The following is a 26235-nucleotide window of genomic DNA, read 5'->3' as shown; positions in this document are numbered from 1 at the left end:
CCGTGGCGGCGGCCTCCGGGGTCTCCGGCTCGTTAGGGGTGGACTCGGGAGTATCGGTCACTGTTAACCCTTATCAGACTCAGAGTCGTTTTCGTGCTGTGGATAACGGCTGTGGATACCGTCGAAGCTGTGGATAACTCTGTGGACCAGTGAACCGCCGGGGGCTTCCCGGCGGTCCGCCGGCAACCGTCAGATGTCCAGGAAGCGCACGTCCTTGGCGTTACGTTGAATGAACGAGCGGCGCGCCTCGACGTCCTCACCCATCAGGACGCTGAACAACTCGTCCGCGACCGCGGCGTCGTCGAGGGTGACCTGACGCAGGGTCCGGGTCGCCGGGTTCATCGTGGTTTCCCACAGTTCGGGATAGTTCATCTCGCCGAGGCCCTTGAAGCGCTGGATGTCGTCCGGCCTGGCGTTCGGCTTCTTCTGCTGCCGCAGGGCGATCAGCCCGTCCCGCTCCCGGTCGGAGTAGGCGTACTGGGCGTCGTCGCCCCGCTTGTTCCACTTGATCTTGTAGAGCGGCGGGGCGGCCAGGTAGACGTGCCCCAGCTCGACCAGCGGACGCATGAAGCGGAACAGGAGGGTGAGCAGCAGGGTCTGGATGTGCTGGCCGTCCACGTCCGCGTCGGCCATCAGCACCACCTTGTGGTAGCGCAGCTTCTCCATGTCGAAGTCGTCGTGGATGCCGGTGCCGAGCGCGGTGATCAGCGCCTGGACCTCGTTGTTCTTCAGCACCCGGTCGATCCGGGCCTTCTCCACGTTCAGGATCTTGCCCCGGATCGGCAGGATCGCCTGGGTCCGCGGGTCCCGCCCCTGCTTGGCCGAGCCGCCGGCCGAGTCGCCCTCGACGATGAAGACCTCCGACTCGCGCGGGTCGGTGGACTGGCAGTCGGCCAGCTTGCCCGGCATCGAGCCGGACTCCAGCAGCGACTTGCGGCGGGCCAGCTTCCGGGCCTGCTGGGCGGCGATCCGGGCGCGGGCGGCCTGGGACGCCTTGGTGATGATGACCTTGGCCTCGGCCGGGTTCCGGTCGAACCAGTCGACCAGCCACTCGTTGCAGACCCGCTGCACGAAGCTCTTCACCGGGGTGTTGCCGAGCTTGGTCTTGGTCTGCCCCTCGAACTGCGGGTTGGCCAGCTTGACCGAGATGATCGCGGCGAGTCCTTCACGGATGTCCTCGCCGGAGAGCTTCTCGTCGGCCTTCAGCAGCTTCTTCTCCGCGCCGTACTTGTTGACGAGGCTGGTCAGCGCGGCCCGGAAGCCCTCCTCGTGGGTACCACCCTCGTGCGTGTTGATGGTGTTGGCGAAGGTGTAGACCGACTCGCCGTAGGACTCGTTCCACTGCATGGCGATCTCGACGGACATGCCCTCCTCCTCGCCGAAGAACTCGACCACCGTCTTGTGGATCGGGTTCTTCGAGGCGTTGAGGTGCCGGACGAAGTCGGCGATGCCGCCCTTGTAACAGAAGGTGACCTCGCGCTGGCGGCCGTCCTCGTCCTCGGGCACCCGCTCGTCGAGGAGGTGGATGGTGAGGCCCCGGTTGAGGAAGGCCATCTCCTGGAGCCGCCGGTAGATGGTCTGGAAGTCGAAGTCGACCGTCTCGAAGACGTCCGGGTCGGGCCAGAAGGCGACCGCCGAGCCGGTGCGGTCGGTGGTCTCGCCCTTGTCCAGCGGGCTCGGCTTGGAGGCGGTGTACTTCTGCCGCCAGACGAAGCCGTCCTTGTGGATCTCCACGGCCATCCGCGTGGAGAGCGCGTTCACGACGGACACGCCGACGCCGTGCAGACCGCCGGAGACCGCGTACGCCTTGCCGTCGAACTTGCCGCCGGCGTGCAGCACGGTCAGCGCGACCTCGACGCCGGGCTTCTTCAGCTTGGGGTGCAGGTCGACCGGGAAGCCACGACCGTTGTCGGTGACCTGTACGCCACCGTCGGCCAGCAGCACCACGTCGATGGTGTCGCAGTAACCCGCCAGCGCCTCGTCGACCGCGTTGTCGACGACCTCCCAGACGAGGTGGTGCAGACCACGTTCCCCGGTGGACCCGATGTACATGCCGGGCCGCTTCCGGACCGCCTCAAGCCCTTCGAGGACGGTGATCGACTCGGCGCCGTACTCCTGCTTGTTCTGCGCTGCCACCCTCGGCCACTTTCTCGCGCCGTCCGCCCCCTCACAGGGCGCGTCGGGCGCGGGTTCGGCGGACAGGACGCGACGTCGGGCGCATGGACCGGCACCGGGTATGTTCCGGGGTACGGGCCGAACGCGCCGGTCGCCGCGGTTGCCCGCGGATCGCGATCAACTCGATGCGACACGGGCGCGTCGGGGCCCGGCGGGGTCCGTGGCGTCGCTCCGCGTCAGATCTTCGTCTCGCCTCCAATCCTACTGTGCGCAGCCGACATAACCACCACTCGGCACCCCTTGAAGGCGGCTCAGACCTCCGCTGCGGCCCGAATCGCGCCACCCGCAACTCCCCCTACACGAGCGGCCCTGATCGTGGGCGCGGTTGCCGACGGTCGGCCCACCGACACCACCCGCGACGAGTACGCCGCGGGGTCGCGCCGAGTACGCACGGTGCCGTACCTTGGGGCGCCACCCGGGGTGCCGCACTTGATCTTTAGACGGCAGAATCGGACGATCGGACCGACTGGCTCGACACGTGCACTTAAGAGGTGACGCCCGATGGGGCTGGACAACGTCGCGGTGGTCTGGCCGCGGACCGGCCGGTTCTACGACCCGGTGGCACCGGCCGAGTTCGTGGATTTCGGCGAGATCGTGGAGATGCCCCGGATCTCCGCGCCGACCGCGGCTCTCGCCGAGCTGATCGCCAAGACCGGCACGGTCCGGGCGACGGCCTACACCGAACTCGTGGATCTCCTGCTCGGCCTGGAGAATGTGCTCTACGCCACCGAGAACGCCGCCGAGGACGAGGACCCGGTGATCGACCCGGACGGCTGCGCCTGGATCGCCGACGGGCTGGAGCGGTTCGTCGCCCGGCACCGCGAGCACGGGGAGGCGGTCACCTTCGAGTCGGTCAGCGCCGTGCTGCGCGAACTGCTGGGCGACGGTCGTCTCGCCGAGCAGCAGCTCCGCTGGCTCGACGCCCGGCTCGACGGCCTCCGCGACGAGGCCGGCGACCCGCCGCAGTGGAGCTTCACCTGCGCCGAGCTGGCCGTCCTGGCCGCCTTCTACCGCCGCTGCGCGGACCGCGGCTACGCCGTCTACGCCGCCACCTGACCGTTTCACTCCCACCCTTCGTACAACGTCCCGGGCCGGGGTCGGTTGCCCGGGGCGGCGGTGGCGCGCCCGGGACGCGGGCGCGCGGTCAGCCGTAGGTGTCGCGGGGTCCACGACCCCGTACGCGTCGGGGCCCCCGCGACCAGGACGGCGCGGCGGGGCCGTGGATGTGCAGCTTGCGGACGACGTTGTGACCGACCTCACGGGCGATCTTCTGGAGCAGTGAACCGGCCAACAGGCGGAGCTGGGTGGCCCACGCCGTCGATCTCGCCTCGACGGTGAGTTCGCCGTCCTCCAGCTTCACCGGCCGGCTGTGCTGGGCGATCTCCGGCCCGACCACCCGTTCCCACGCGCCGAAGACGGTGGCCTCCGCCGCCGGCTGCTCCCAGCCCCGGGCCTTCATCAGCCGGCTGAGCACCGCGCCGAGCAGCTGCGGATCCCGGGGGTCCGGTCCCGGCCCGGAGTAGCCGCGCAGTCGTCGCTGCCCGTCCCCGCCGCCACCCACCGCGCTGCGCCGTCGAGGAGCGGCCGCCTCGCGTCGGGCCTTCGCCGCGTCCAGCACCGCCCGGGCCAACTGCGGGCCGGACGTTTCGCCCGGCAGGTCCACGCCAGTGCTCCCGCCTGTTCCCGCAGGGCGTCCGCCGGAGTCGGTCCGGTCCCCGCCGGCCCGGTCGGGCGCGGGGGCTCGGGATCCGCCGGACCCGTCCCCGGAACCGTCGATCCGCCGGCCCCCGGTTCCGGCCGCCCGGGCACGACCGGCGGCACTCCGGGCCGCACCGGCGGCGGGACGGGGCAGGATCGGGTCATCCGACACGGCGTACCGTCCCCTCGCCGACGTGGTAGCGGGCACCCCGCAGGGCCACCGGCACGTCGTCGTCGACGGCACAGGTCACCAGGAGCTGGGCGGCCCCGCCGACCAGGCCCGCCAGCCGCTCCCGGCGGCCGGCGTCCAGTTCGGCGAAGACGTCGTCGAGCACCAGCACCGGCTCGATCCCGTCCGAGCGGAGCAGGTCGTACGCGGCCAGCCGCAGGGCGAGCGCGAACGACCACGACTCGCCGTGGCTGGCGTACCCCTTGGCGGGCAGCGGGCCGAGGGTGAGCGCGAGGTCGTCCCGGTGCGGACCCACCAGGGTGGTGCCGCGATCCACCTCGGCGGTACGTGCCTCGGCCAGCGCGACGGTCAACGCCTCGGTGAGGGTCGCCCGGTCCGGCACCGTCTCGCCCAGCTCGACCGACGGTCGGTACGCGATCCCCGCGGACGCCCGCCCGGCGGCGACCGCGTCGTACGCCTTGGTCACGTGTGGCGTGAGCGCGGCGACCAGCTCCAGCCGCCCGGCGAGGAGTTCCGCCCCGTGCCGGGCCAGGTGGGTGTCCCACACCGCCAGGGTGGAGAGGTCCCCACCCCGCGAGCCGCCGGTCTTGCGGGCCAGGTACGCGGTACGCAGCAGGGCGTTGCGCTGCTTGACCACCCGCTCGTAGTCGGCGCGCACCCCGGCGTACCGGGGTTGGCGGAGCACCAGCAGGTCGTCGAGGTAGCGGCGGCGTTCGGCCGGGTCGCCCCGGACGAGTTCCAGGTCCTCCGGGGCGAACAGCACCAGCCGCAGCGCGCCGAGCACGTCCCGCGCCCGGCGGGCCGGCGACCGCCCCAGCCGGGCCCGGTTGGCCTTGCCGGGGACGATCTCCAACTCGATCAGGAGTTCCCGGCCCTCGTGCACCACCGCGCAGCGGATCACCGCCGACTCGGCACCGAGCCGCACCAGCGGAGCGTCGGTGGCGACCCGGTGACTGTCCAGGGTCGCCACGTAGCCGAGCGCCTCGGCGAGGTTGGTCTTGCCGACCCCGTTCGCCCCGACCAGGACGTTCGCCCCCGGTTCGAGGTCGACGCCGACCCGCTCGTACGAGCGGAAGTCGACCAGTTCGAGCCGGCGGACGTACACGGCGGAGCGGATGCCGGTCAGCGCTTGCGGACGGCGTGCCCGCCGAACTGCTGGCGCAGCGCGGCGACGGCCTTCATGGCGGGCGAGTCGTCCTGCCGGGAGGCGAACCGGGCGAAGAGGGAGGCGGTGATGACGTTCAGCGGTACGGCGAGCCGGACCGCCTCGTCGACCGTCCAACGGCCCTCGCCGGTGTCCTCGGTGTAGCCGCTCAGCTCGGCCAGCTCCGGGTCCTCGTCGAGGGCCCGGTCGAGCAGGTCGAGCAGCCAGGAGCGGACCACGGTGCCCTCCCGCCAGGACTTGAAGACTCCCGGCACGTTGGTCACCAGCTCGGAGGCGGCGAGCAGCTCGTAGCCCTCGGCGTAGGCGTGCATCAGGCCGTACTCGATGCCGTTGTGCACCATCTTGGCGTAGTGCCCGGCACCGACCGGCCCGGCGTGCACGAAGCCGAACTCACCCTCCGGCTTGAGCGCCTCGAAGATCGGCATCAGCTGTCCGACGTGCTCCTCGGAGCCGCCGACCATCAGCGCGTAGCCGTTCTGCCGGCCCCACACCCCGCCGGAGACCCCGACGTCGAGGTAGCCGATGCCGCGCTCGTTCAGCCGCTCGGCGCGCGGGGCGTCGTCGCTGAAGCGGGAGTTGCCGCCGTCGATGATGATGTCGCCGGAGTCGAGCAGGGCGGCCAGCTCGTCAATGGTGGCGTCGGTGACCCCGGCGGGCACCATCACCCAGACCGCGCGCGGTGCCGCCAGCTTCTCGACCAGCTCCGGCAGGGAGGCGACGTCGCTCAGCTCCGCGTTGTGGTCGAAGCCGACCACCTCGTGCCCGGCGGCGCGCAGCCGCTCGCGCATGTTGCCGCCCATGCGGCCGAGTCCTACCAGGCCGAGCTGCATCTGTACCTACCTCCGGTGGTTCTGGGTCGGGGTGCGTGCGCGATCAGCGGGAGACCCGGATCGGCATGATCAGGTACCGGTACCCCGGAATGACCTCGCCATCCTCACCGGCCGGGGAAATCACGGCGGGCTTCAGCGCGTCGACGAAGGAGAGCATCGCGGTCTGCGCACCCAGGTTCGCCAGGCCGTCGATCAGGTACTGCGGGTTGAAGCCGACGGTCAGCGCGTCCCCGGTGAAGGTCGCGTCCATGGCCTCGCTGGCCCGCGCCTCCTCGGTGCCGCCGGCCTCGACGACCAGACCGTCGGAGCTGAAGCTGAGCAGCACCGGGGTGGTCCGCTCGGCGACCAGGGCGACCCGCTTGACCACCTCGATCAGGGTGCTGACCGACACCCGGGCCTCGGCGTTGTGGCTCGGCGGGAAGAGCGACCGGACCGGCGGGTAGTTCGCGCCGTCGAGCAGCCGGCTGGTGGTCCGGCGGGTGCCACCGGAGAAGCCGATCATGCCTTCGCCGGCCGCGCCCTGCGACAGGGCCAGGGTCACCTCGCCGCCGAGCGGGCCGAGCGCCTTGGCCGTGTCGTGCAGCGTCCGGGCGGGCACCAGGGCGTTGATGCTGACGCCGGCGTCGTCCGGTCGCCACTGCATCTCGCGCAGGGCGAGGCGGTAACGGTCGGTGGCGAGCATGGCGAGGGTGTCGCCGTTCAGCTCCAGCCGTACGCCGGTCATCATCGGCAGGGTCTCGTCCCGGCCGGCGGCCACCGCGACCTGGGCGACCGCGGCGGCGAAGGCGGCGGCGTCCACGGTGCCGGCGCTCGCCGGCATCTCCGGCAGGGTCGGGTAGTCCTCCACCGGCATGGTCGGCAGGGTGAACCGGGCACTGCCGCAGACCAGTTCGAGATGCGCGCCGACGGCGGCGATGTCGACGGGCTTGCCCGGCAGGGCCTTGGTGATCTCGGCGAGCAGGCGACCGGAGACCAGCGCGGCACCGTCGGCGTCACCCTGTACCTCGACGGTGACCTGGCTGGAAACCTCGTAGTCGAAGCCGGAGACCTGCAGGTTGCCGTCGGTCACCCGGAGCATCACCCCGGCGAGCACCGGTACGGACGGCCGGTTGGGGAGGCTCTTCGCGGTCCACGCCACAGCCTCGGCGAGCGCGTCGCGCTCCACTCGGAACTTCATCAATGCCTCCGCGTCGACGTCAGCGACAACTCTCTCATGCCGACCGCTGCCCACCGTCCCGCCCGACCGTGCGGGTACCCATCGCACCTTAGGGCGCGTGGGCATCGGCTGTGCGCCCGACCCCGTGGATCGGGTCGTGAGCCTGCTCCGGCCGGAGGCCGACGACCCCATCCACAGGAAGTCCAACGGTGATGATTGGTTTTTGTTCTCTTCTAAAGAGATAACCCATCGTCTTCATCGCACCTGTGCAAACTGTGGACAAGTCGCGTTTTCGCAGGTCAGACACGTTATCCACCGGTGGTTTACCTGTGGAGAACCATGGGTACAACTCACGTACTTGTCCACAGCCGCCGTGCCGGGCCGAGTTGTCCACCGTCGTCCACCGGTTATCCACCGGTTATCCACGGACTTTCTCCCCAGGCCTGTGGACAGGCGCACCACCCCTGACAGCGGTTTTCCCCAGAACCTTCAACAGGTCGTACACAGGCAGCCGGCGACCGGTGGATAACCGAGCGACTGTCCACAGCCATCCACAGTGTCGTCCCCAGGGTTTTTCCACAACCTGTGGGTAACCGGGTCGGGGCGGACCGTAGTTATCCACCGCCTGTGGATAACTTGTTGTGGACAAGTCCCTCCGGCTGTGGACAGCTGGGTGGGCTTGTGGGTACGCCGAACCGCCCCGAGCCGTGTTCCACAGCCCGTCGGCGGGTGTGGGGGACGACGTTCCGACGGCCGGCAGCACACGGAAACGCCCGGCCGTCGGGCCGGGCGCTGCCGTCGGTGTGGTTTCTCGCCGGGCGGGCGGGGGCCGCCGGGCGGCCCGCTTCAGCAGTCGGCCGCCCCGGCCCGGTTCAGGAGGTCTGCTTGATCCGGTTGGTCAGCTCGGCGATCTGGTTGTAGAGCGACCGGCGTTCGGCCATCTGCTGACGGATCTTGCGGTCCGCGTGCATGACCGTGGTGTGGTCCCGCCCGCCGAACGCCTGACCGATCCGGGGCAGCGAGAGGTCGGTCAGCTCACGGCAGAGGTACATGGCCACCTGCCGGGCGTTGACCAGCACCCGGGATCGGGAGTGCCCGCGCAGGTCCTCCAGGCTGACGCCGAAGTAGTCGGCGGTGGAGACCATGATCTGGTCGGCGGTGATCTCCGGACCGGCGCCGTCCGGGATGAAGTCCCGCAGCACCTCCTCGGCGAGCGAGAGCTCGACCGTGGAGCGGGTGAGACTGGCGAACGCAGTGACCCGGATCAGCGCGCCCTCCAACTCGCGGATCGAGTTCGACACCCGCGAGGCGATGAACTCCAGCACGTCCGGTGGCGCGTACAGGCGCTCCTGGGCGGCCTTCTTCTGGAGGATGGCGATCCGGGTTTCCAGGTCCGGCGGCTGGATGTCGGCCAGCAGCCCCCACTCGAACCGGGTCCGCAGCCGGTCCTCCAGGGTCGCGAGCTGCTTCGGCGACCGGTCCGAGGTGATCACGATCTGCTTGTTGGCGTTGTGCAGGGTGTTGAAGGTGTGGAAGAACTCCTCCTGGGTCCGCTCCCGGTTCTCCAGGAACTGGATGTCGTCGATCAGGAGGATGTCCACGTCCCGGTAGCGGCGCTGGAACGCGCTGGTCTTGTCGTCGCGCAGCGAGTTGATGAAGTCGTTGGTGAACTCCTCGGTCGAGACGTACCGGACCGAGCGGGCGTTGCCCAGCGTCGTGGCGTAGTGCCCGATCGCGTGCAGCAGGTGGGTCTTGCCCAGCCCCGAGCTGCCGTAGATGAACAGTGGGTTGTACGCCTTGGCCGGCGACTCGGCCACCGCCACACTGGCCGCGTGCGCGAACCGGTTGGACGAGCCGATGACGAACGTCTCGAACATGTACTTCGGGTTGAGCCGGTTCCCTCCGGTCTCCGCACCGCCGGGGAGCCGCCGGTCGTCCCGGCCGCCCGGCCGGTGATCCACGCCACCGCGTCCCGGTCCGCTGTCCGTCGCGCCGTCGCGGGGCAGCCGGTCCCGTACCGGACCGGCGTCGTCGCGGTAGCGCTGGTCGTACGGGCGGCCCTGGTCGGGCCTACTGTCGCGTCGGTCGTCGTAACCCCGCCGGTCCGCCCCGGGCGGCCCGCCCCCCAGGGGTTCGGTGAAGCTGGCGGTGAAGAGGGGTTCCTGACTGCCCCGGCTGGTGGGGATCAGCCGCCGGGGGTCGTCGCCGGCCGTTCCGCCCCGGGCCGGGTCCATCTGCGCGCCGGGGCCGCCCTCCTCGTCCGAATGGAACGCGGGCGGCGCGGCCTCCCGGAACGGGGCCGGCGCCTCGGTGTGGGCGGGGTTGGCGTCGTAGCCGGGGAAGGGCAGTTCGGGCGCGTCGGCCTCGGGCACGCTGCGGTACACCGTGCCCGCCGGACGGCCCGTGCCGTCCTCGGCGACCCGGACGGTGACCGCCACCTGGATCGGACGGCCCAGTCGGCGGGTGAGCGCCTCGGTGATCGCCGGGCGGAGCCGGGACTCGATCACGTCCCGGGTGAAGGCGTCGGGTACGGAGAGCAGCGCGGTGTCCTCGACGATCGCGCGCAACCGGGTCAGCCGCAGGTAGGCACGTTGCTGAGCCGAGATGATCTCGTCGGCGAGCTCGTCCGTCGTCGCGGTCCACACCGCGGCAAGGTCGGTCGTTCCGGCCACCGTCGTGCCACCCCCTCGCCTCTGCTCCCGGCCGCCGCTGTTCCCCAGTCGGCCGTCCCGGGCCCGCCACCACGTCTGAGCGGCTGGAACACCATCCGCCCGGACGGCTGACCGGTCGCCATCCACAAGTTATCCACAGGCTGTGTACCGACCGATTGTGGCTGCCCGCCGGATGCGGGTGGGACCTGCCCCCTGCCTGAACGGGTGCTGAAGCGGGTTCACCGTGCCGAACGATCCACCGCCCGGTCCGGTCTTGCCTGTCAGCGGCACCGGATCCCGACCCCGATCTCCGACGCTGACCGCAAGCGCGCACGCTAACAGCGTTGTCCGCGCCGCTTCAACCGGCCGGGCGGGTGCCCCTTGGCGGCATCAGCGAAAACCACCGCTTCGACCCGGGCGCGTCGCGACGCCCGACGCCCCCGGCCACGGGTGCTGTGTGGTGCAACGGGGTTGTTTGACGGTCATTGCCGCCCTGCGTAGGGTGGAATAGCTGCTCTGTCGCCCTCTGCTAGGGTGATGGGTGCCTGCTGTCCGCGGTCGTGGTGCCCGCATCGTCGAGGTCCCGGATCGTCGGGCAGCGCCGATCGTAGGCCACCAACCGGCCTGGACCACCACACACCCCGAGCGATCCCCCGCGCGGGGCGTACGGAAAACGGAGAGCCTGACGTGAGCAAGCGCACCTTCCAGCCGAACAACCGCCGGCGCGCGAAGACCCACGGCTTCCGGCTGCGCATGCGTACCCGCGCCGGCCGCGCCATCATCTCGACCCGTCGCGCCAAGGGCCGCGCCCGCCTGTCGGCCTGACGTCGGCCGGGCCCGTTCGGAGGACGTGGGCAGTCGTGCTGGCAGCCGCGCAGCGACTGCGGCGCAGCACCGATTTCGCCGCAGCGATCCGTGGTGGGCGTCGCGCCGGCCGTGGCGCCGTCGTCGTCCACCTGGCTCTGCCACCGACACCAGGGTCCGGGGCACCGTCTTCGCCGGAGCCGGCGCGGGCAGCGGGTGCGGAGGAATCCTCCGCACCGACCCGCGCCGGCTTCGTCGTGTCCAAGGCGGTCGGGCCGGCGGTGGTCCGCAACCGGGTCCGCCGCCAGTTGCGGCACCTGGTCCGGGAGCGGCTCGCCGTGCTGCCGGAGGGCAGCACACTCGTGGTACGCGCACTTCCCGCAGCGGCCGGGGCGAGTTACGCCCGGCTCGGTGCCGACCTGGACGCGGCCGTCGCCTCGGCGCGGATGCCCCGGAGCCGGCGGTCCCGATGAGCAGCGGATCCGCCACGCCCCGGCCCCCGACACTCGGTGCCCGGATGCTGGTCGGGCCCATCATCGCGTACCGTCGTTGGATAAGCCCGGCACTGCCGGCCCGCTGTCGGTTCCACCCGTCGTGCAGTGCGTACGGTCTGGAGGCCGTCACCCGGCACGGCGCGTTCCGGGGAACCGTCCTGACGATCCGGCGGCTTTCGCGCTGCCACCCCTTCCACCCCGGTGGATATGACCCGGTGCCGCCGCCGGGTGGCCGCCGCGCCGATGAGACTGGAGCCTGAGAATTGAGTCTCGACTGGGTCTACTACGCGATCTCGTGGATCCTGCTGGCCTGGCACTCGGCGTGGGACGCCATCGGGGTGCCGGACGGCGCGGTCGCGGGGACGAACTGGGCCTGGATCCTGGCCATCATCTTCCTGGTGGTCACCGTCCGGGTGATCCTCTTCCCGGTCTTCGTCAAGCAGATCAAGTCGCAGCGGGCCATGCAGGCGTTGCAGCCGCAGGTCAAGGCGCTCCAGGAGAAGCACAAGGGTGACCGGGAGACGCTCCAGAAGGAGATGATGGAGCTCTATCGGAAGGAAAAGGCCAACCCGCTCATGGGCTGCCTTCCGATGTTCCTCCAGATCCCCGTCTTCCTCGGCCTCTTCCACGTGCTCCGCCGCCTCGACCCGTTCAAGACCGAAGACAAGAAGACCCTGTACGGCTGGACGGTCGACCAGTTCGAGAGCGCCTCCGCAGCATCGATCTTCACCGCCCCGATCGCCGGCAAGTTCGGCTCGACCGCCGAGGAGTTGTCCCGGCTCGGCGCGAACGGCACCACCGTCAAGGTGATCGCCGGCGTCCTGGTCCTGGTGATGATGGGCACCACCTACCTGACCAGCCGTCAGATGATCCTCAAGACCGGCTGGGCGGAGGACCCGCAGCAGCGGATGATCCAGCGACTCATGCTCTACGGCATCCCGTTGTCGCTGCTGATCTCCGGCGCGATCTTCCCGATCGGTGTGATCATCTACTGGGTCACCAACAACCTCTTCACGCTCGGCCAGCAGCAGTGGGTGCTCCGCAAGTACCCGCCGCCGCCGAGCATGACCGCCAAGGCGGGCACCAGCGGTCGCACCACGGCGCAGCCGGCCAAGGCCGGAGGCCTCCTGGGCCGGGCCAAGCCCGCGCCGGCCCCGGTGAAGCCCGCCGCACCCAAGGTCGCCGGCCCGAAGCCGGGCGCCAAGCCGGCCAACCCGAAGAAGAACCGGCCCGCCAAGCGGCAGGGCTGACCGATCCACGCGCCGCCGCCGGGCCCGCCCGGCGGCGGCCGGATCCGTACCACCGGCCCACGGCCGATGCCGGGCGGATCCGCCGCGCGACCGCGCGGTCACGGGCGACACTGCCCGTACAGACGTGCCCGGTGGCACCGGCGAGACCTCCCGCCACCGCCGGGAAACCATCGGACCCGACGGTCCGGCCGAACGAAGTACGGAGATGAACCGTGACCGACACCAGCATCCCCCGCGCTGACCAGTCCCCGGACGAGGACGCTGCTCCGATCGCGAAGACCGGGACCGAGGAGACCGAGGCCGAGGAGCGCGGGAAGAAGGCCCCGGCGGAGAGCGACTTGTTCCGGCAGAGCGAGATCGCGGCGGACTACGTCGAGGGTCTGCTCGACATCCTCGACTACGACGGGGACATCGACGAGCTGGTGTCGGGTGGCCGGCCGGTCGTCGAGGTGGTCGGTGCCCGCCTGCAGAACCTGGTCGGCCAGCGAGGCGCGACCCTGGAGGCGCTCCAGGAGCTGGCCCGGCTGGCGGTGTTCCGGCAGACCGGTACGCCCAGCCGGCTGCTGCTGGACGTCGGCGGCTACCGGGCCAACCGCCGCAAGGAGCTGGCCGCAGTCGCCAAGAACGCGGTGGAGAAGGTCAAGGAGTACGGCGAGCCGGTCCGCCTGGAGCCGATGTCCGCGTTCGAGCGCAAGTGCGTGCACGACGTGGTGAACGCGATGGCCGGCGTGGAGAGCGAGTCGGAGGGCGTCGAGCCCAGCCGGCGTATCGTCGTCCGGCCGGCGGACTGAACGGGTGACCTACGACGCCACGGCTGGCGTTTCCGGCCCGGGTGGTACGCCACCCGGGCCGTCGCCTGCCGACCCATCCACCCTCCCCTCCGCCCAGGACGCGTTACTCCCTCCGGAGTTGGCGGAGGCGGCACGGACCCTCTTCGGCGATCGGCTCGACCTGGCCGCCGCGTACGCCGAACTGCTCGCCACCGACGGCGTGCTGCGCGGCCTGATCGGCCCTCGGGAGGCCCCCCGGATCTGGGACCGGCACCTGCTCAACTGTGCGGCGGTGGCGGAGCGGATTCCCGACGGCGCGACGGTCATCGACGTCGGCTCCGGCGCGGGGCTGCCCGGCCTGGTACTCGCCATCGCCCGTCCGGATCTGCACCTGACGCTGGTCGAACCACTCGCCCGCCGGACCGCCTTCCTGATCGAGGCGGTCGAGGGGCTCGGACTGACCCGAATGGTCCGGGTGTTCCGGGGCCGGGCCGAGGAGGCTGCCGCCGGCCCCGCTGGTGGCGAACCGCTCAGCGCCGACGTGGTCACCGCACGGGCGGTGGCTCCCCTTGACCGGTTGGCATCCTGGTGCCTGCCGTTGACCGTCCGAGGTGGACGGCTCGTCGCGTTGAAGGGTTCCTCCGTCGCCGACGAGATTGCCGAGCACGCGGCCACGGTGGAGCGGCTCGGCGGCGGTGAGCCGACCGTGTACCGGTGCGGTGTCGACGTGATCGACCCACCGGCGACCGTGGTGGAGATCGTGCGGGAACGTGTGGTCGGCCCGGCCCGCGGACCACGCCGGGCGAAACGCCGGGGCGGGCGGTCACGGGGACGTTGATCCCGGTGGCCCCTGCCGGCCTGAGAGTGCCGATGGGGCCGCCGGGTCTCGCCAGAGCGGCGGGAAGTCCTGGTCCGGCCGGAGTCCGGCCCCGTGTTGGGTCGTTGAACCTGTGCGAGACCCTCGACCGCTGAGATCCTCGGCATGGACCTTGTGCGCCTGTCCGCCGTAGGCTGGCCGCGCGTCGATAGTGTGGGGCGGACGACGGCGCCGGTGTCACGGGTCCCGGCCGCCCCGCCGGGCCGTACGCTTCGTGGAGCGGGCACGTGCGGCAGCGACGGTGTGCGGACCGACCATCCGAAGCGGGCAGGGATGACAGGTGCATGACGACGGCAGGTACGACGACCCCGGGGGAACCGGACGACGGGCGGATCCCGCCACGGCCGCCCCTGTTTCACGTGAAACCGAGCCAGTGACCTGGCCGGTCTCCGACCGGTACGCCGACGACCCGGTGGGCCGCTCGGCGGTTCCACCCCGGGACCGGACGGTCCACGGCGGACGGTCCGACTCCACCTACGGCGGTGGGCCGTCCACAGCCGATCACCAATCCGCGCCGCGCCGGCCGGAGGGCAGGCGTACCCGGGGGGACCGAACCGACGCCGCGACAGTCGACGAACCGGTTCGTCGGGTCGTGGAAGCCGTCATCCCTCCTGATCCCGCTCCCACACCTGTCGTACCGCAGCAACCCGCTCCGGCGGCGGTTTCCGGTCCGCCCTTTGGCACCATCGACACGCCCACGTCGTCGGCCCGTTCTCCGTACGGGGAAGCGGTCGGCGACGCGTACGTTTCACGTGAAACTCCGACGCGCGAAGAGGATGACCCACCGTTGGCTATGGAGGCTATGCGCGCCGTGCAGATCCTGAATCCCAGTGGCGAGGTCACCATGCCGCGCCCCGAGCGGACCCGGGTCATGTGCGTCGCGAACCAGAAGGGTGGCGTGGGGAAGACCACGACCACGGTGAACCTGGCGGTGGCACTCGCCCTGCACGGGAACCGGGTCCTCGTGGTCGACCTGGACCCGCAGGGCAACGCCTCGACCGGGCTGAACGTCCCGCACCACACCGGGGTGCCGGACGTATACGACTGCCTGATCGACAGCGTGCCCCTGGAAGAGGTCGCCCAGGAGGTGGAGGGCATCCCGAACCTGTGGTGCGTGCCGGCCACCATCGACCTCGCGGGTGCCGAGATCGAGCTGGTGTCGGTGGTGGCCCGGGAGTCGAGGCTGGCCCGTGCCATCGCCGCCTACCCGGGTCACTTCGACTACGTCTTCATCGACTGCCCGCCGTCGCTCGGCCTGCTCACGGTGAACGCGTTGGTCGCCGCGCAGGAGGTGCTCATCCCGATCCAGTGCGAGTACTACGCCCTGGAGGGGCTGAACCAGCTCATCAACAACATCAACCTGGTTCGTAAGCACCTGAACCCGATGCTGGAGGTCTCCACGATCCTGCTCACCATGTACGACCGGCGTACCCGGCTGGCGGACGCGGTCGAGCAGGATGTCCGGAACCACTTCGGCGACAAGGTGCTGCAAGCGGTCATTCCCCGGAACGTACGGGTCTCCGAGGCCCCGAGTTACGGCCAGTCGGTGATGACCTACGATCCCGGTTCACGAGGTGCCACCAGTTACTTCGCAGCCGCGCAGGAGATTGCCGAGCGTGGGGTCAAGGAGCCGGTGAGCCGGAATGGGTAGTGCGGGTAAGTCGCTGGGAGGCGTCGCATGAAGAACCGGCCGCGTGGCGGACTGGGTCGAGGGCTGGGGGCGCTCATCCCCACCGGTCCCGTGGAGACGCTGGAGACCACGACACCGCCGCCCTCCCCGGAGGTCGACCCTGCCATCGGCACGGCCGCGCCGACCGGGACCCCACCGGCCCCCGTCCCGGAACCGGAGGTGGCGCCGACGGCGCTGCCTCTCTCCCCGGTGCCCGGGGCACGGTTCGCGGAGATTCCGGTCGACGCCATCCTCCCCAACCCGAAGCAGCCCCGACAGGTCTTCGACGAGGAGGCGCTGGAGGAACTGAAGACCTCCATCGAGCAGGTCGGCTTCCTTCAGCCCATCGTGGTGCGCCAGCTCGACGGCGAGAAGTACGAGCTGGTGATGGGCGAGCGGCGCTGGCGGGCCGCCCAGGCGGTGGGCCGGGAGAACATCCCGGCGATCGTCCGGGACACCCGGGACGACGCGATGCTCCGGGACGCGCTGCTGGAGAACATCCACCGGGCCAACCTGAACCCGCTCGAAGAGGCGGCCGCGTACCAGCAGCTGCTGGAGGAGTTCGGGGCGACCCACGAGGAACTGGCCCGCCGCATCGGGCGGAGCCGTCCACAGATCTCGAACACCATCCGGCTGCTCAACCTGCCGCCCCAGGTGCAGCGTCGGGTCGCAGCCGGGGTGCTCTCCGCCGGGCATGCGCGCGCCCTCCTTAGCCTCGACGAGGCCGAGGCCCAGGAGCAGCTCGCGCTCCGTATCGTGGCCGAGGGCCTCTCGGTACGGGCGACCGAGGAAATCGTCTCCCTCGCACTGAGCGAGGAGGGTACGACGAGAACGCCGGCCGCCCGACGGCGGCCCAAGCCGCACGCACCCGCCCTCACCGACCTCGCCGACCGTCTCTCCGACCGGTTCGACACCCGGGTGAAGGTGGACATCGGCCGGAACAAGGGCAAGATCACGATTGAGTTCGCGACGGTGGACGACCTCGAGCGGATCGTCGGGCTCATCGGTGTCGGGCAGGAGGAGGAACCGGAGGCCTGATCCCTCGACGAACGACCCGGGAGGCGTAGCGCCTCCGCGCCAGGAAACGACCGCGACCCGGAACCCGATCCGGCTCGCGGTCGTTCTATATTTCGTCGCCGCCCGCCGCCCGCCGCCCGCCGCCCGCCGCCCGCCGCCCGCCGCCCGCCGCCCGCCGCCCGCCGCCCGCCGCCCGCCGCCCGCCGCCCGCCGCCCGCCGCCCGCCGCCCGCGTTTCACGTGAAACGCGGCGACAGCCGAGCACAGCGCCTGCCGGGGCCGGCCGTGGCGATTCCGGTAGGACGAGACGGAGCGGGCGGCGGTTGCCCGAAGCGGTCCGTGGTTGTCCACAACCCGTCCGACGCGTCGTAGTTATCCACAGAAGTTATCCACAGGTAGTCCCGTTTCACGTGAAACCGCGCGTGGAACGGCGTCCGAGCCTGTGGATGACGGGTGTGATGCGCGACTCAGTCGCCGGGAAGTTGACCGTCAGGTCGCGCCGGGAAGTCGCGTTCCGTGACCGGGCCGGCGGGCCCGAGGGAGCGGTGAGCGACGTACCCGATCCCTGACGACGAGTGCCGACAGGACCACGGATTCGGGTGGGGACAGGGGTCGTCGACTCGGTTAGGGTCAGCCTCGTGCCCCACACGCCTCCTGCGGTCCCGGACTTCACCCAATGGCCCTCCTTCCCCTTCGAGGGCGACCTCCGCGTCAAGCAGCTCGACGATCCGGTCCCGGTCGAGCCTCCCCGCAGGGGTGAGGGGGACCGGGAGTGCACGGCCTGCGGTGCGCCGGACGAGGCGTACATCTGGGTGGGGGAACGCTGGCGGGTCCGGGCGATGGACCGGCCGACGGGTCTGCCGATGGTGTTGATCCTGGAGTCCCGCTCCCACCTCGACCTGGGGGACCTGCCGAACCTGCTCGCCGCCGAACTGGGCGTGATGACGGTGCGTCTGGAGCGGGCGATCCGGTCGTTGGACGGGGTGGCCCGCGTGCACGTCAACCGGTGGGGTGACGGGTCGTCGCACTTTCATCTGTGGTTCCTGGCCCGCCCGTACGGCCGGCTGCAACTGCGCGGGACGTTCCTCTCCCTGTGGGACTCGATCCTTCCGCCGATCTCCGAGGAACAGTGGCGGGAGAACCTGGCCCTGGTAGCGGCCTGGCTCGGAGAGTTCGGTGGGCGACCGATGACCGAGCCGTCCCGGATCCAGTGGCAGGCTCCGGCGAGTTTCAGCGACTCCTTCCGCGTGGAGGAGGAACGGACGGAGACCGAGGGCGGTTCGGTGATCGAGGCAGCCGACGAGACCGACGACGCAGCCGCTCGGATTCCGGCACCCCGAACCGACCCGGACCAATCCGCTGCGGACCCGGCCCACGTCGACGAGGCGGACCGACCGGGGACGACCTGACCCGGCCGGAGACGAACATCAGGGCCGGACGGGAGACCGTCCGGCCCTGATGCCGTGGTACTGAAGCTGATGGGGCTGCTACGGGCGGCGGGCGGCGGCCTGCACCACCAGTGATTCGAGCACCCGCCCGAAGTCGAGCCCGGCGGCCTGGACCGCCAGCGGCAGCAGCGAGGTCTCGGTCATGCCCGGCGACACGTTCACCTCCAGGACGTGCGGGTGCCCCGGGTCGTCCACGATGAGGTCGACCCGGGAGATGTCCCGCAGCCCGAGGGCGGTGTGCGCGGCGACGGCCACCTCGGCCACCCGGGCGGCCACGTCGTCCGCCAGCCGTGCCGGGGCGTGCCAGGTCGTCCGGCCGGCGGTGTAGCGGGCGGCGTAGTCGTAGACGCCGTTGCGCGGCACGATCTCCACCGCCGGCAGTGCCCGGGGGCCCTCCCCGAGGTCGATCACGGTGACCGCCACGTCCCTCCCGGGGACGTACCGCTCGACCAGGGCGGTCGAGTCGTACGCGAAGCAGCCCACCATCGCGGCGGGCAGCGCGGCGGCGTCCCGGACGACGGCGGCACCCAGCCCGGAACCACCCTGTGCCGGCTTCACCATCACCGGCAGACCGATCCGGTCGACGATCCGGTCCAGTACCGCCACCGCGCCCAGCTCCGAGAAACGGTCGTGCGGCAGAGCCACCCAGTCGGGAGTCGGAATGCCCGCCTCGCGGAGCACCGTCTTGGCGGAGGGCTTGTCCCACGCCAGGCGGGCGGAGCGGGCGTCGCAGCCGACGTACGGGATCCCGCAGAGGTCCAGTACGCCCCGGAGCGAGCCGTCCTCACCGGTTGCGCCGTGCAGCGCGATCACCACCGCGTCCGGCGGGTCGGCCGCCAGCGCGGGCAGCAGGGCGACGTCGGCGTCCCGTAGCTCCGCCTCCACCCCGGCCGCGCGGAGCGCGTCGAGCACCCGACGGCCGGACTTCAGCGAGACCTCGCGTTCGTACGACAGGCCGCCGGCGAGGACGAGGACCCGCAGCTCCCCGACGGCCGGGTCGGGCGACCGGGAGCTGGTGGAGCCGGAGTGGTCGGTCAGGCTGGCAGACATGCCGAGATCATGCCAAGTCGGGGCCGGGTGTGTCCGCACCGGCCTGCCCGCGTCGTCCCGGCTGGCTGACCTGGCCGAAGACCCGCCGCATGGCGATGTCCTGCTCCATGACGCCGGCCAGCCGACGGACACCCTCCCGGATCCGCTCCGGGGCGGGGAACGAGAAGTTGAGCCGCATGTGGCTGCTGCCGGAGCCGTCGGCGTAGAAGCCGGTGCCGGGCACGTACGCCACCCGGGCGGCGATCGCCCGGGGCATCATCGCCTTGGAGTCGAGCCCTTCGGGCAGGGTCGCCCAGACGAAGAGACCGCCGGCCGGCCGGGTCCAGGTGGTGCCGGCCGGCATCAGGTCGGCCAGGGCGGTGAGCATGGCGTCCCGGCGCTCCCGGTAGACCTCCCGGTAGACCTTGAGCTGCTCCTGCCAGGGCATCGTGCGCAGGTAGGCGGAGACGGCGGCCTGGGCGTACCCGCTGGGACAGAGGATCTGCGCCTCGCTGGCGATGACCAGCTTGTCGCGGACCGCGTGCGGGGCGAGGATCCAGCCGACCCGCAGTCCGGGTGCGAAGGTCTTGGAGAACGTGCTGAGGTAGAAGACGCCGTCGCGGCGGCGGGCGCGCAGCGGCGCGGGGGCCTCCGACTCGAAGCCGAGCTGCCCGTACGGGTCGTCCTCGACCACCAGGAGACCGGCCCGCTCGCAGATGTCGAGCACCCGTTCCCGCCGCTCCTCGCTGAGCGTCACGCCGGCCGGGTTCTGGTAGGTGGGGATGGTGTAGAGGAACTTGACCCGCCGGCCGGCGCGGGCGCAGTCGGCGACCGCCGCCTCCAGCGCCTCCGGGATCAGCCCCTCGTCGTCCATCGGGACGTGCACGACCTGGGCCTGGGCGGCCTGGAAGACCCCGAGCGCGCCGACGTAGGTGGGCCCCTCGGCGAGCACCACGTCACCGGGGTCGAGGAAGAGCCGGGCGACCAGGTCGAGGGCCTGCTGCCCGCCGACGGTCACCACCACGTCCTCCGGTGACGCGCCGCACGAGGCGTCGATGCCGGAGAGGGCCATCACCTCGCAGATCCGCTCGCGCAGCTCCGGCAGGCCCTGCCCGATGCCGTACTGGAGGGTGGTGGTCCCGTGCTCGGCCCCGAGCCGGCCGAGCATCTCGCCCACCGCGTCGAGCGGCAGTGCGGCGATGTACGGTGCGCCCCCGGCGAGCGACACCACCTCCGGGCGGCTGGCGACGGCGAAGAGCGCGCGGATCTCCGACGCGGTCATGCCCCGCACGCGCCGCGCGTACCGGTCGGTGTAGTCGTCGAGCGTCGTGCCGGTCATGACATCACCCCATCGGCTCCTCGGGTGGATCCCGCCCCGGCTGCGGACCGCCGCGGCGACACCCTGTCCGGCGCCGGACGGACGGCCCGTGGCGACGCGGGACACCGGTTGGTCGATCGTAGTCCGTGCTGGTCGTGACGGGGATGGAACGTGAGCAAGCGTCCACATCCCGGACCGGGGTGCCGACCCTCCCCCGGGTGGTGTTCGCGCGTCCCCTCCCCACTGCGGCGGGTTGCGGCGTACGATCGCTCGTCGGGGACAAACGCGGCGGCGTGCTCGCGGTGTCGTCACCTCCAAGCCTATTCTGGGGATGCGCCAATGTCGCGACGTCTGGTCAGCCTGACCCTCGACACCCTGGAAGACCTGCCTCGCCCCTGCCGGCAGTGCGTCTTCTGGGAACTTGATCCGGTCTCTGCCGACCGTGCCTGTGCCGCCGGCGACCCGGGTCTGGAGAAGGAGGCATGGGTCTCGCAGACCCTGCTGGAGTGGGGCTCCTGCGGCAAGCTCGTCTACGTCGACGGCATGCCGGCCGGGTTCGTGATGTTCGCCCCGCCGGCGTACGTGCCCCGCTCGATGGCCTTCCCCACCTCTCCGGTCTCCGCCGACGCCGCGCTGCTGATGACCGCGCACGTGGTGCCGTCCTTCGCCGGGGGCGGGCTCGGCCGGATGCTGGTGCAGGGGGTCGCCCGGGACCTCACCAAGCGTGGGATCAAGGCGATCGAGGCGTTCGGGGACGCGAAGTTCGGCGACGTCGACGACCTGACCTCCGGCGGCTGCGTCGCCCCCGCCGACTACTTCCTCTCCGTCGGCTTCAAGACGGTACGGCCGCACCCCCGCTATCCGCGCCTGCGGCTGGAACTGCGCACCGCGCTGTCCTGGAAGTCCGACGTCGAGTACGCCCTGGAGAAGCTGCTCGGCTCGATGAGCCCGGAGACCCTGCTCCGGCCGGTGCGGCCAGCCACCGCCACCACCACCCCCGGCTGACGCCCCGGCGCGGGACGGGCGCGGCTGGCGTGGCGGACGCGCGGCAGGCGGGGCATCCGGCACGTCGGGTTCGGCGGGTCAGCTCTGCGGAGCGCGACCGGCGGCCACCACGGCGCGCAACTCGCTGACGTCGATCGAGCCGGTCGGCACGTCCCGCTCGATCGGGAAGTACATGCGCTGCACGGCGGCGACGATCGCCTCGACGACCCGGTCCCGGAACCGGGGGTCCACCAGCCGGCGGCGGTCCCCGGGCGAGGTGAGGTAGCCGACCTCGACGCGGACCGCCGGCATCCGGGTGAGCCGGAGCAGGTCCCAGGCCTTGGCGTGGGTACGGCAGTCCCGCAGCCCGGTCCGGGCGACGATCTCCCGCTGCACCAGTCCGGCCAGCCGTTCGCCGGTGGCCGAGGTGACGCCGTTGTCCGTCCCGTAGTGGTAGGTGGCCACCCCCTCGGCGTCCGGATTGCGGTGCTCGTCGAGGTGCAGGGAGATGAACACGTCCGCGCCGAGGGAGTTCGCCAGCTCGGCCCGGTCGGTGTCCGGCAGGTACCGCTGCGGCGACGGTCCCCGGGTGAGCTGCACCCGTACGCCCGCCGCAGCGAGCCGCCCCTCCAGCCGACTGGCCAGGTCGTGCATCAGGTCCGCCTCGTTCCAGCGCAGCGGCCCGTCCTGCACCACGACACCGGGGTCGGTGCCGCCGTGCCCGGGGTCGATGACCACCGTCCGGCCGACCAGCGTCGGCCCGGACTGGCGGATCGCGTCGGACTCCCGCAGCCACTGCGGACGACCACCCACCACCTTCCGGCCGAGCCGGCGCAGCGCGTCCAGCGTGTGCGGGCCGCAGGAACCGTCCGGGGTGAGCCCCACCTCCCGCTGGAACTGGGCCAGTGCGCGGGCCGTCCGCGCGCCGTAGATGGCGTCCGCGCGGCCGACGTCGTACCCCATCTCCAGCAGCCGTTCCTGCAACGACCGCACGTCCTCGCCAGTGATCGGCTCGGGCACGGCGTGGTAGAGCGTGCGGGCGCCGAGCCGCCAGCGGGCCGCGTCCAACGCCCGCCAGGTCTCCGCGCCGACGCGCCCGTCCACGCTCAACCCACGGGACTGCTGGAACGCCCGGACGGCCCGTTCGGTGGGCGGGTCGAACGCGTCGGCGGTCCGCCCGTCCGCCGGGACGAGCAGGTCGAGGTCGGCCAGGACCCGGCGGATCTCGCGTACGGCGGGTCCCCGGTCACCGGGGCGGATCGGACGCACGGACGACCCCCTTAGCGGCTGCTGACTTCTCGCCACCCACCGCGGTCGTACGCAGGGGCTCTCTTCGTCGAGGACGCTTACGGAGCGTACCGTGGCCGACGACGCCGCGTTCCCGGTTGCCGGAAGCGGTCCCGGCGTACGTCAGCCGGGCCCGGGGCGGCCGGGAAAGGCCGGAGCCCCGCACCCGGGACGGGTACGGGGCTCCGGACAGCAGCGTCGGTCAGAGCGCGGCCTGGATCAGCTTGACCAGCTCGCCCTTGGGCTTGGCACCGGCGATCGACTGCACCGGCTCGCCGTTCTTGAAGACGGTGAGGGTCGGCACGGACATCACCCGGTAGGCCCGGGCGGTCTCCGGGTTCTCGTCGATGTTGAGCTTGACGATCCGAACCTGGTCGCCCATCTCGTTGGCGATCTCCTCCAGCAGCGGTGCGACCTTGCGGCACGGCACGCACCACTCGGCCCAGAAATCCACCAGTACCGGCTTGTCGGACTTCAGTACGTCAGTGGCGAAGTTGGCGTCGGTGACCGCCGTCGTTGTACCCACTATGACCCTCCTCCGGGACTGTCTACAGGGTTGTCAGCTCAGGGTGGCGATGAACCGCTCGGCGTCGAGCGCGGCGGCACAGCCGGTGCCGGCGGCGGTGATCGCCTGCCGGTAGGTGTGGTCGACCAGGTCTCCGGCGGCGAACACACCGGGGATGTTGGTACGGGTGCTCGGCGCCTCGACCTTGACGTAGCCCTCGTCGTCCAGGTCGACCTGCCCCCGGAAGAGTTCACTGCGCGGGTCGTGGCCGATCGCGATGAACACGCCGGTGACGTCGAGCACCTTCGTCTCGCCGGTGTGCACGTTACGCAACCGGACGCCGGTCACCTTGTTGTCCGCGCCGAGGATCTCCTCGACGGTGGTGTTCCACTCGACCTTGATCTTCTCGTTGGTCAGCGCCCGCTCGGCCATGATCTTGCTGGCCCGGAACGAGTCGCGCCGGTGCACGATGGTGACCGACTCGGCGAACCGGGTGAGGAAGCTCGCCTCCTCCATCGCGGAGTCGCCGCCGCCGACCACCACGATGTGCTGGTTGCGGAAGAAGAAGCCGTCACAGGTGGCGCAGGACGACACGCCGTGGCCCAGGTACTCCTGCTCGCCGGGGACGCCCAGCGGCCGCCACGCCGAGCCGGTGGCCAGGATGACGGCGCGGGCCCGGTACGCGGTCTCGCCGACCCAGACGGTGCTCGTCGCACCGGAACCCGGCGTGCCGGTGTCCACCAGCTCCACCCGGGTCACGTCGTCGGTGAGGAACTCCGCGCCGAACCGCTCGGCCTGCTTGCGCATGTTGTCCATCAGCTCGGGGCCGAGGATGCCGTCGGCGAAGCCGGGGAAGTTCTCCACCTCGGTGGTCGTCATCAGTGCGCCACCGGACTGCACGCCCTCGATGACCAGTGGCTTGAGGTTGGCGCGCGCCGCGTAGACCGCGGCCGTGTAACCGGTGGGCCCTGAGCCGATGATGATCAGGTTGCGGACCTCGTCCACTGCCGTCTCCCGAGTGTGTGTGTTCGGCACCGGCGCGCGCACCGATGTCGATCCGAGTACCGACGCCTGGCATCGTCGGCAACTGCCATGCAGAACGTCATCGTACGAAGTGGGGATTCCCGGCCCGGTCGTCCGGTGGGTGACGTCACGTGGATGATCGGACGTCCGGTGACCGCGACCTCACCCTACCTGCGCGCGGTAGCGGGTGTCCGCGCCGGATCCCGGCACCCCGCACTCCGGCCCGGTCACCACGACCCAGCGATCGCCCTCGGCGTCGACGAGGCCGATCACCAGCGCCGGTGCGCCCTGGAACGCCGCGTACTCGACCCGGTCCACGGTGATCCGCCCCCGGCCGTGCGCCGCGCCGACCGCACCGAGGCAGGTGTCGAGCGCCGTCCGGTCGGTGAGCCGGTCCAGGTCGGCGACGGGTGCCTGGACGCGCGGTTCCGACTCGTCGTCGGGCTGCCGGGCGGGGCTGGCGCTGTTGTTGGAGAGCACGCCCGGCCCGCCGGACATCGTGCCGACGGTGTCCGGGGTGTAGCTGGTGCCGGTCCGGGTGGGGGCGGTGGTGAGCCGGAACGCGTCGCGCGGCGCGCTGCCCGCGACCGCGGTGTCCCGGGCCGATCCCGCCTCCGGCTGCCCGACCCTGGACCCGACGAACTGGGTGACGCCGAAGCCGGCCGCGACCATCGCCGCTGCGGCGACCAGCACCGGGGCCGTCCGGCGGGACCAGCGCCGCCGGCCACGCCCGGCCGGGCGTGGGGACGCGCCGACCACGGCCACCGTTCGGCTCGACTCGCCGCCGGAGGTGCTGCTGACGGCGACGGTCGGCGACGGCGACGCCTGGGCGGGCACGATGGCCGGTGCCGCCGGACCGGCCCCGGCGAGCGCGGCGGTGAGGCGGTCGGCCACCGTCTCCGGCATGGTGGGCGTCGACCCGCCCCAGGCGGCCAGTGCGGCGCCGACCCGGTTCATCGCGGCGGCCAGTTCGTCGTGCGCACGTGCCCAGGCCGGATCCTCCGCCACCAGCCGGGCGACCGTGGTCTCGTCGGTTGTGCCGTCCAGCGCGCCACCGACGTAGTCGGCGAGCAGGTCGTGGTCGACCTCCCCGAACCGCCCGGCCGTCACGTGTTCTCCCTCTGGTCGGTGGGTTTCCGGGACCGCCCCGGCCCTGATCCGACGTCCCCGGGTGCTCGGGGGTTCCCGCTGGTGACGCCGGGCACGTCCGGCTGGGCCGACCGGGAGGCACCGGCATGGTCCGACGGCCCGTCACCGCCGGTGCGGAGATGCCCGAGCAGGACGGCCAGCCGCGCTCGGCCCCGGGCGCACCGGCTCTTCACCGTGCCCTCGGCCACGTGGAGGATGCGGGCCACCTCGGCCACCGGGTAGCCCTGCACGTCGACCAGGACCAACGCGGCCCGCTGTTCGACGGGCAGTTGCGCGAGGGCCTGCCGGACCACCAGCGCGGTGTCGTGGTCCGGGGCGGGGGCGGCCGGCTCGACGCCGCCGGTGGCCGCCGGGTCGTCGGACCGGTTGCCGTCCGGCAGCGGGACGGTGGGGTGGGCCTGCCGGCGTCGCATCCGGTCCAGGCAGGCGTTGACCACGATCCGGTGCAGCCAGGTGGTGACCGCCGAGTCGCCCCGGAACCGGGCCGCCGCGCGGTGCGCGGAGAGCAGCGCGTCCTGGAGGGCGTCGGCCGCCTCCTCCCGGTCGCCGATGGTGCGGACCGCCACCGCCCAGAGCCGGTCGCGGTGTCGCCGGAACAGCTCGGTGAAGGCGTCGCGGTCCCCGGCGACGTGGGCGGCGAGCAGGTCGGCGTCGGTGGCGACGGTGTCGGCGGCGAGCAGGGGTGGCGGACCGACCGGCACACCACCCGCGCCCGTGCCACGCCCGGTCATCGCCACGTCCCGTGAT

General features: G+C 71.7%; 24 protein-coding genes. 11 read left to right on the top strand and 13 right to left on the bottom strand.

The features are described 5' to 3' along the window. Positions 1–189 precede the first annotated feature (189 nt). Positions 190–2136 (bottom strand): DNA topoisomerase (ATP-hydrolyzing) subunit B, encoded by a 1947-nt coding sequence (gene gyrB / locus IGA62_RS13155; RefSeq protein ID WP_145821265.1) that lies wholly within the window; start codon positions 2134–2136, stop codon positions 190–192. A 540-nt stretch (positions 2137–2676) separates the two neighbouring features. On the opposite strand from gyrB, the gene IGA62_RS13150 reads away from it, so the two are divergent. After that, positions 2677–3231, top strand: a complete 555-nt coding sequence (locus IGA62_RS13150; protein ID WP_145821267.1) for a hypothetical protein — start codon at positions 2677–2679, stop codon at positions 3229–3231. A gap of 88 nt (positions 3232–3319) precedes the next feature. On the opposite strand, the gene IGA62_RS13145 is transcribed toward IGA62_RS13150, so the two are convergent. The 5 genes from IGA62_RS13145 to dnaA form a co-directional block, all read right to left on the bottom strand. Continuing rightward, positions 3320–3838: a DUF721 domain-containing protein gene (locus IGA62_RS13145; protein WP_145821269.1), complete on the bottom strand. Its 519-nt coding sequence runs from the start codon at positions 3836–3838 to the stop codon at positions 3320–3322. A gap of 196 nt (positions 3839–4034) precedes the next feature. Next, complete coding sequence (gene recF, locus IGA62_RS13140; RefSeq protein ID WP_145821271.1) at positions 4035–5168, bottom strand: DNA replication/repair protein RecF; 1134 nt, start codon at positions 5166–5168, stop codon at positions 4035–4037. 17 nt (positions 5169–5185) lie between these two features. Then, positions 5186–6058 carry a phosphogluconate dehydrogenase (NAD(+)-dependent, decarboxylating) gene (gene gnd, locus IGA62_RS13135; RefSeq protein WP_145821273.1) on the bottom strand — a complete coding sequence of 291 codons (873 nt, stop codon included), beginning with the start codon at positions 6056–6058 and terminating at the stop codon, positions 5186–5188. 43 nt (positions 6059–6101) lie between these two features. Continuing rightward, complete coding sequence (dnaN, locus tag IGA62_RS13130) at positions 6102–7235, bottom strand: DNA polymerase III subunit beta (protein ID WP_145821275.1); 1134 nt, start codon at positions 7233–7235, stop codon at positions 6102–6104. Between the two features lie 851 nt (positions 7236–8086). Next, a complete protein-coding gene (gene dnaA / locus IGA62_RS13125; RefSeq protein ID WP_232625073.1) occupies positions 8087–9859 on the bottom strand; it encodes a chromosomal replication initiator protein DnaA in 1773 nt (590 codons plus the stop codon). Positions 9860–10552: 693 nt separating this feature from the next. Here dnaA and rpmH point away from each other — a divergent pair. The 9 genes from rpmH to IGA62_RS13080 all read left to right on the top strand — a co-directional run bounded on the left by rpmH (position 10553) and on the right by IGA62_RS13080 (position 18154). Then, positions 10553–10690, top strand: coding sequence for a 50S ribosomal protein L34 (gene rpmH / locus IGA62_RS13120; protein WP_091454096.1), 138 nt, complete (start codon positions 10553–10555; stop codon positions 10688–10690). Between the two features lie 35 nt (positions 10691–10725). Next, positions 10726–11142: a ribonuclease P protein component gene (rnpA, locus tag IGA62_RS13115; protein WP_145821280.1), complete on the top strand. Its 417-nt coding sequence runs from the start codon at positions 10726–10728 to the stop codon at positions 11140–11142. Between the two features lie 44 nt (positions 11143–11186). Then, the gene (yidD, locus tag IGA62_RS13110; protein WP_218105646.1) at positions 11187–11423 is read left to right on the top strand and encodes a membrane protein insertion efficiency factor YidD; all 237 of its coding nucleotides are present in this window, start codon (positions 11187–11189) and stop codon (positions 11421–11423) included. A gap of 3 nt (positions 11424–11426) precedes the next feature. Beyond that, the gene (gene yidC / locus IGA62_RS13105) at positions 11427–12413 is read left to right on the top strand and encodes a membrane protein insertase YidC (protein WP_145821284.1); all 987 of its coding nucleotides are present in this window, start codon (positions 11427–11429) and stop codon (positions 12411–12413) included. 212 nt (positions 12414–12625) lie between these two features. After that, the gene (locus tag IGA62_RS13100; protein WP_145821286.1) at positions 12626–13204 is read left to right on the top strand and encodes a Jag family protein; all 579 of its coding nucleotides are present in this window, start codon (positions 12626–12628) and stop codon (positions 13202–13204) included. A gap of 118 nt (positions 13205–13322) precedes the next feature. After that, complete coding sequence (rsmG, locus tag IGA62_RS13095) at positions 13323–14021, top strand: 16S rRNA (guanine(527)-N(7))-methyltransferase RsmG (protein WP_232624999.1); 699 nt, start codon at positions 13323–13325, stop codon at positions 14019–14021. Positions 14022–14340: 319 nt separating this feature from the next. Further along, positions 14341–15711 (top strand): AAA family ATPase, encoded by a 1371-nt coding sequence (locus IGA62_RS13090; RefSeq protein ID WP_269780483.1) that lies wholly within the window; start codon positions 14341–14343, stop codon positions 15709–15711. Between the two features lie 27 nt (positions 15712–15738). Then, on the top strand, positions 15739–16767 hold the full coding sequence (locus IGA62_RS13085) for a ParB/RepB/Spo0J family partition protein (RefSeq protein WP_145821290.1): 1029 nt from the start codon (positions 15739–15741) through the stop codon (positions 16765–16767). 616 nt (positions 16768–17383) lie between these two features. After that, the gene (locus IGA62_RS13080; protein WP_232624998.1) at positions 17384–18154 is read left to right on the top strand and encodes a hypothetical protein; all 771 of its coding nucleotides are present in this window, start codon (positions 17384–17386) and stop codon (positions 18152–18154) included. A 78-nt stretch (positions 18155–18232) separates the two neighbouring features. On the opposite strand, the gene IGA62_RS13075 is transcribed toward IGA62_RS13080, so the two are convergent. Both IGA62_RS13075 and IGA62_RS13070 read right to left on the bottom strand, forming a co-directional pair. Then, the gene (locus tag IGA62_RS13075) at positions 18233–19243 is read right to left on the bottom strand and encodes a D-alanine--D-alanine ligase family protein (RefSeq protein WP_145821293.1); all 1011 of its coding nucleotides are present in this window, start codon (positions 19241–19243) and stop codon (positions 18233–18235) included. A gap of 7 nt (positions 19244–19250) precedes the next feature. Then, positions 19251–20561, bottom strand: a complete 1311-nt coding sequence (locus IGA62_RS13070) for an aminotransferase-like domain-containing protein (protein WP_145821295.1) — start codon at positions 20559–20561, stop codon at positions 19251–19253. Between the two features lie 318 nt (positions 20562–20879). On the opposite strand from IGA62_RS13070, the gene IGA62_RS13065 reads away from it, so the two are divergent. Then, entirely contained in the window at positions 20880–21545 is a 666-nt protein-coding gene (locus tag IGA62_RS13065; RefSeq protein ID WP_145821298.1) for a GNAT family N-acetyltransferase, read from the top strand. Between the two features lie 78 nt (positions 21546–21623). Here IGA62_RS13065 and IGA62_RS13060 read toward each other — a convergent pair whose 3' ends face one another. The 5 genes from IGA62_RS13060 to sigM form a co-directional block, all read right to left on the bottom strand. Beyond that, a complete protein-coding gene (locus IGA62_RS13060) occupies positions 21624–22793 on the bottom strand; it encodes an N-acetylmuramoyl-L-alanine amidase (RefSeq protein WP_145821300.1) in 1170 nt (389 codons plus the stop codon). A gap of 220 nt (positions 22794–23013) precedes the next feature. Then, positions 23014–23337, bottom strand: coding sequence for a thioredoxin (trxA, locus tag IGA62_RS13055; protein ID WP_091454056.1), 324 nt, complete (start codon positions 23335–23337; stop codon positions 23014–23016). A 33-nt stretch (positions 23338–23370) separates the two neighbouring features. Then, positions 23371–24321 carry a thioredoxin-disulfide reductase gene (gene trxB, locus IGA62_RS13050; RefSeq protein WP_145821302.1) on the bottom strand — a complete coding sequence of 317 codons (951 nt, stop codon included), beginning with the start codon at positions 24319–24321 and terminating at the stop codon, positions 23371–23373. A gap of 180 nt (positions 24322–24501) precedes the next feature. Next, positions 24502–25449, bottom strand: coding sequence for a hypothetical protein (locus tag IGA62_RS13045; RefSeq protein WP_145821304.1), 948 nt, complete (start codon positions 25447–25449; stop codon positions 24502–24504). Continuing rightward, entirely contained in the window at positions 25446–26219 is a 774-nt protein-coding gene (gene sigM / locus IGA62_RS13040) for an RNA polymerase sigma factor SigM (RefSeq protein ID WP_145821306.1), read from the bottom strand. The genes IGA62_RS13045 and sigM overlap by 4 nt, the downstream gene beginning before the upstream one ends. Positions 26220–26235 lie beyond the last annotated feature (16 nt).

This window comes from Micromonospora sagamiensis (genome assembly GCF_014680085.1).
Taxonomy (GTDB): domain Bacteria; phylum Actinomycetota; class Actinomycetes; order Mycobacteriales; family Micromonosporaceae; genus Micromonospora; species Micromonospora inyonensis.
This window is presented reverse-complemented; position numbering and strand designations above follow the sequence as displayed.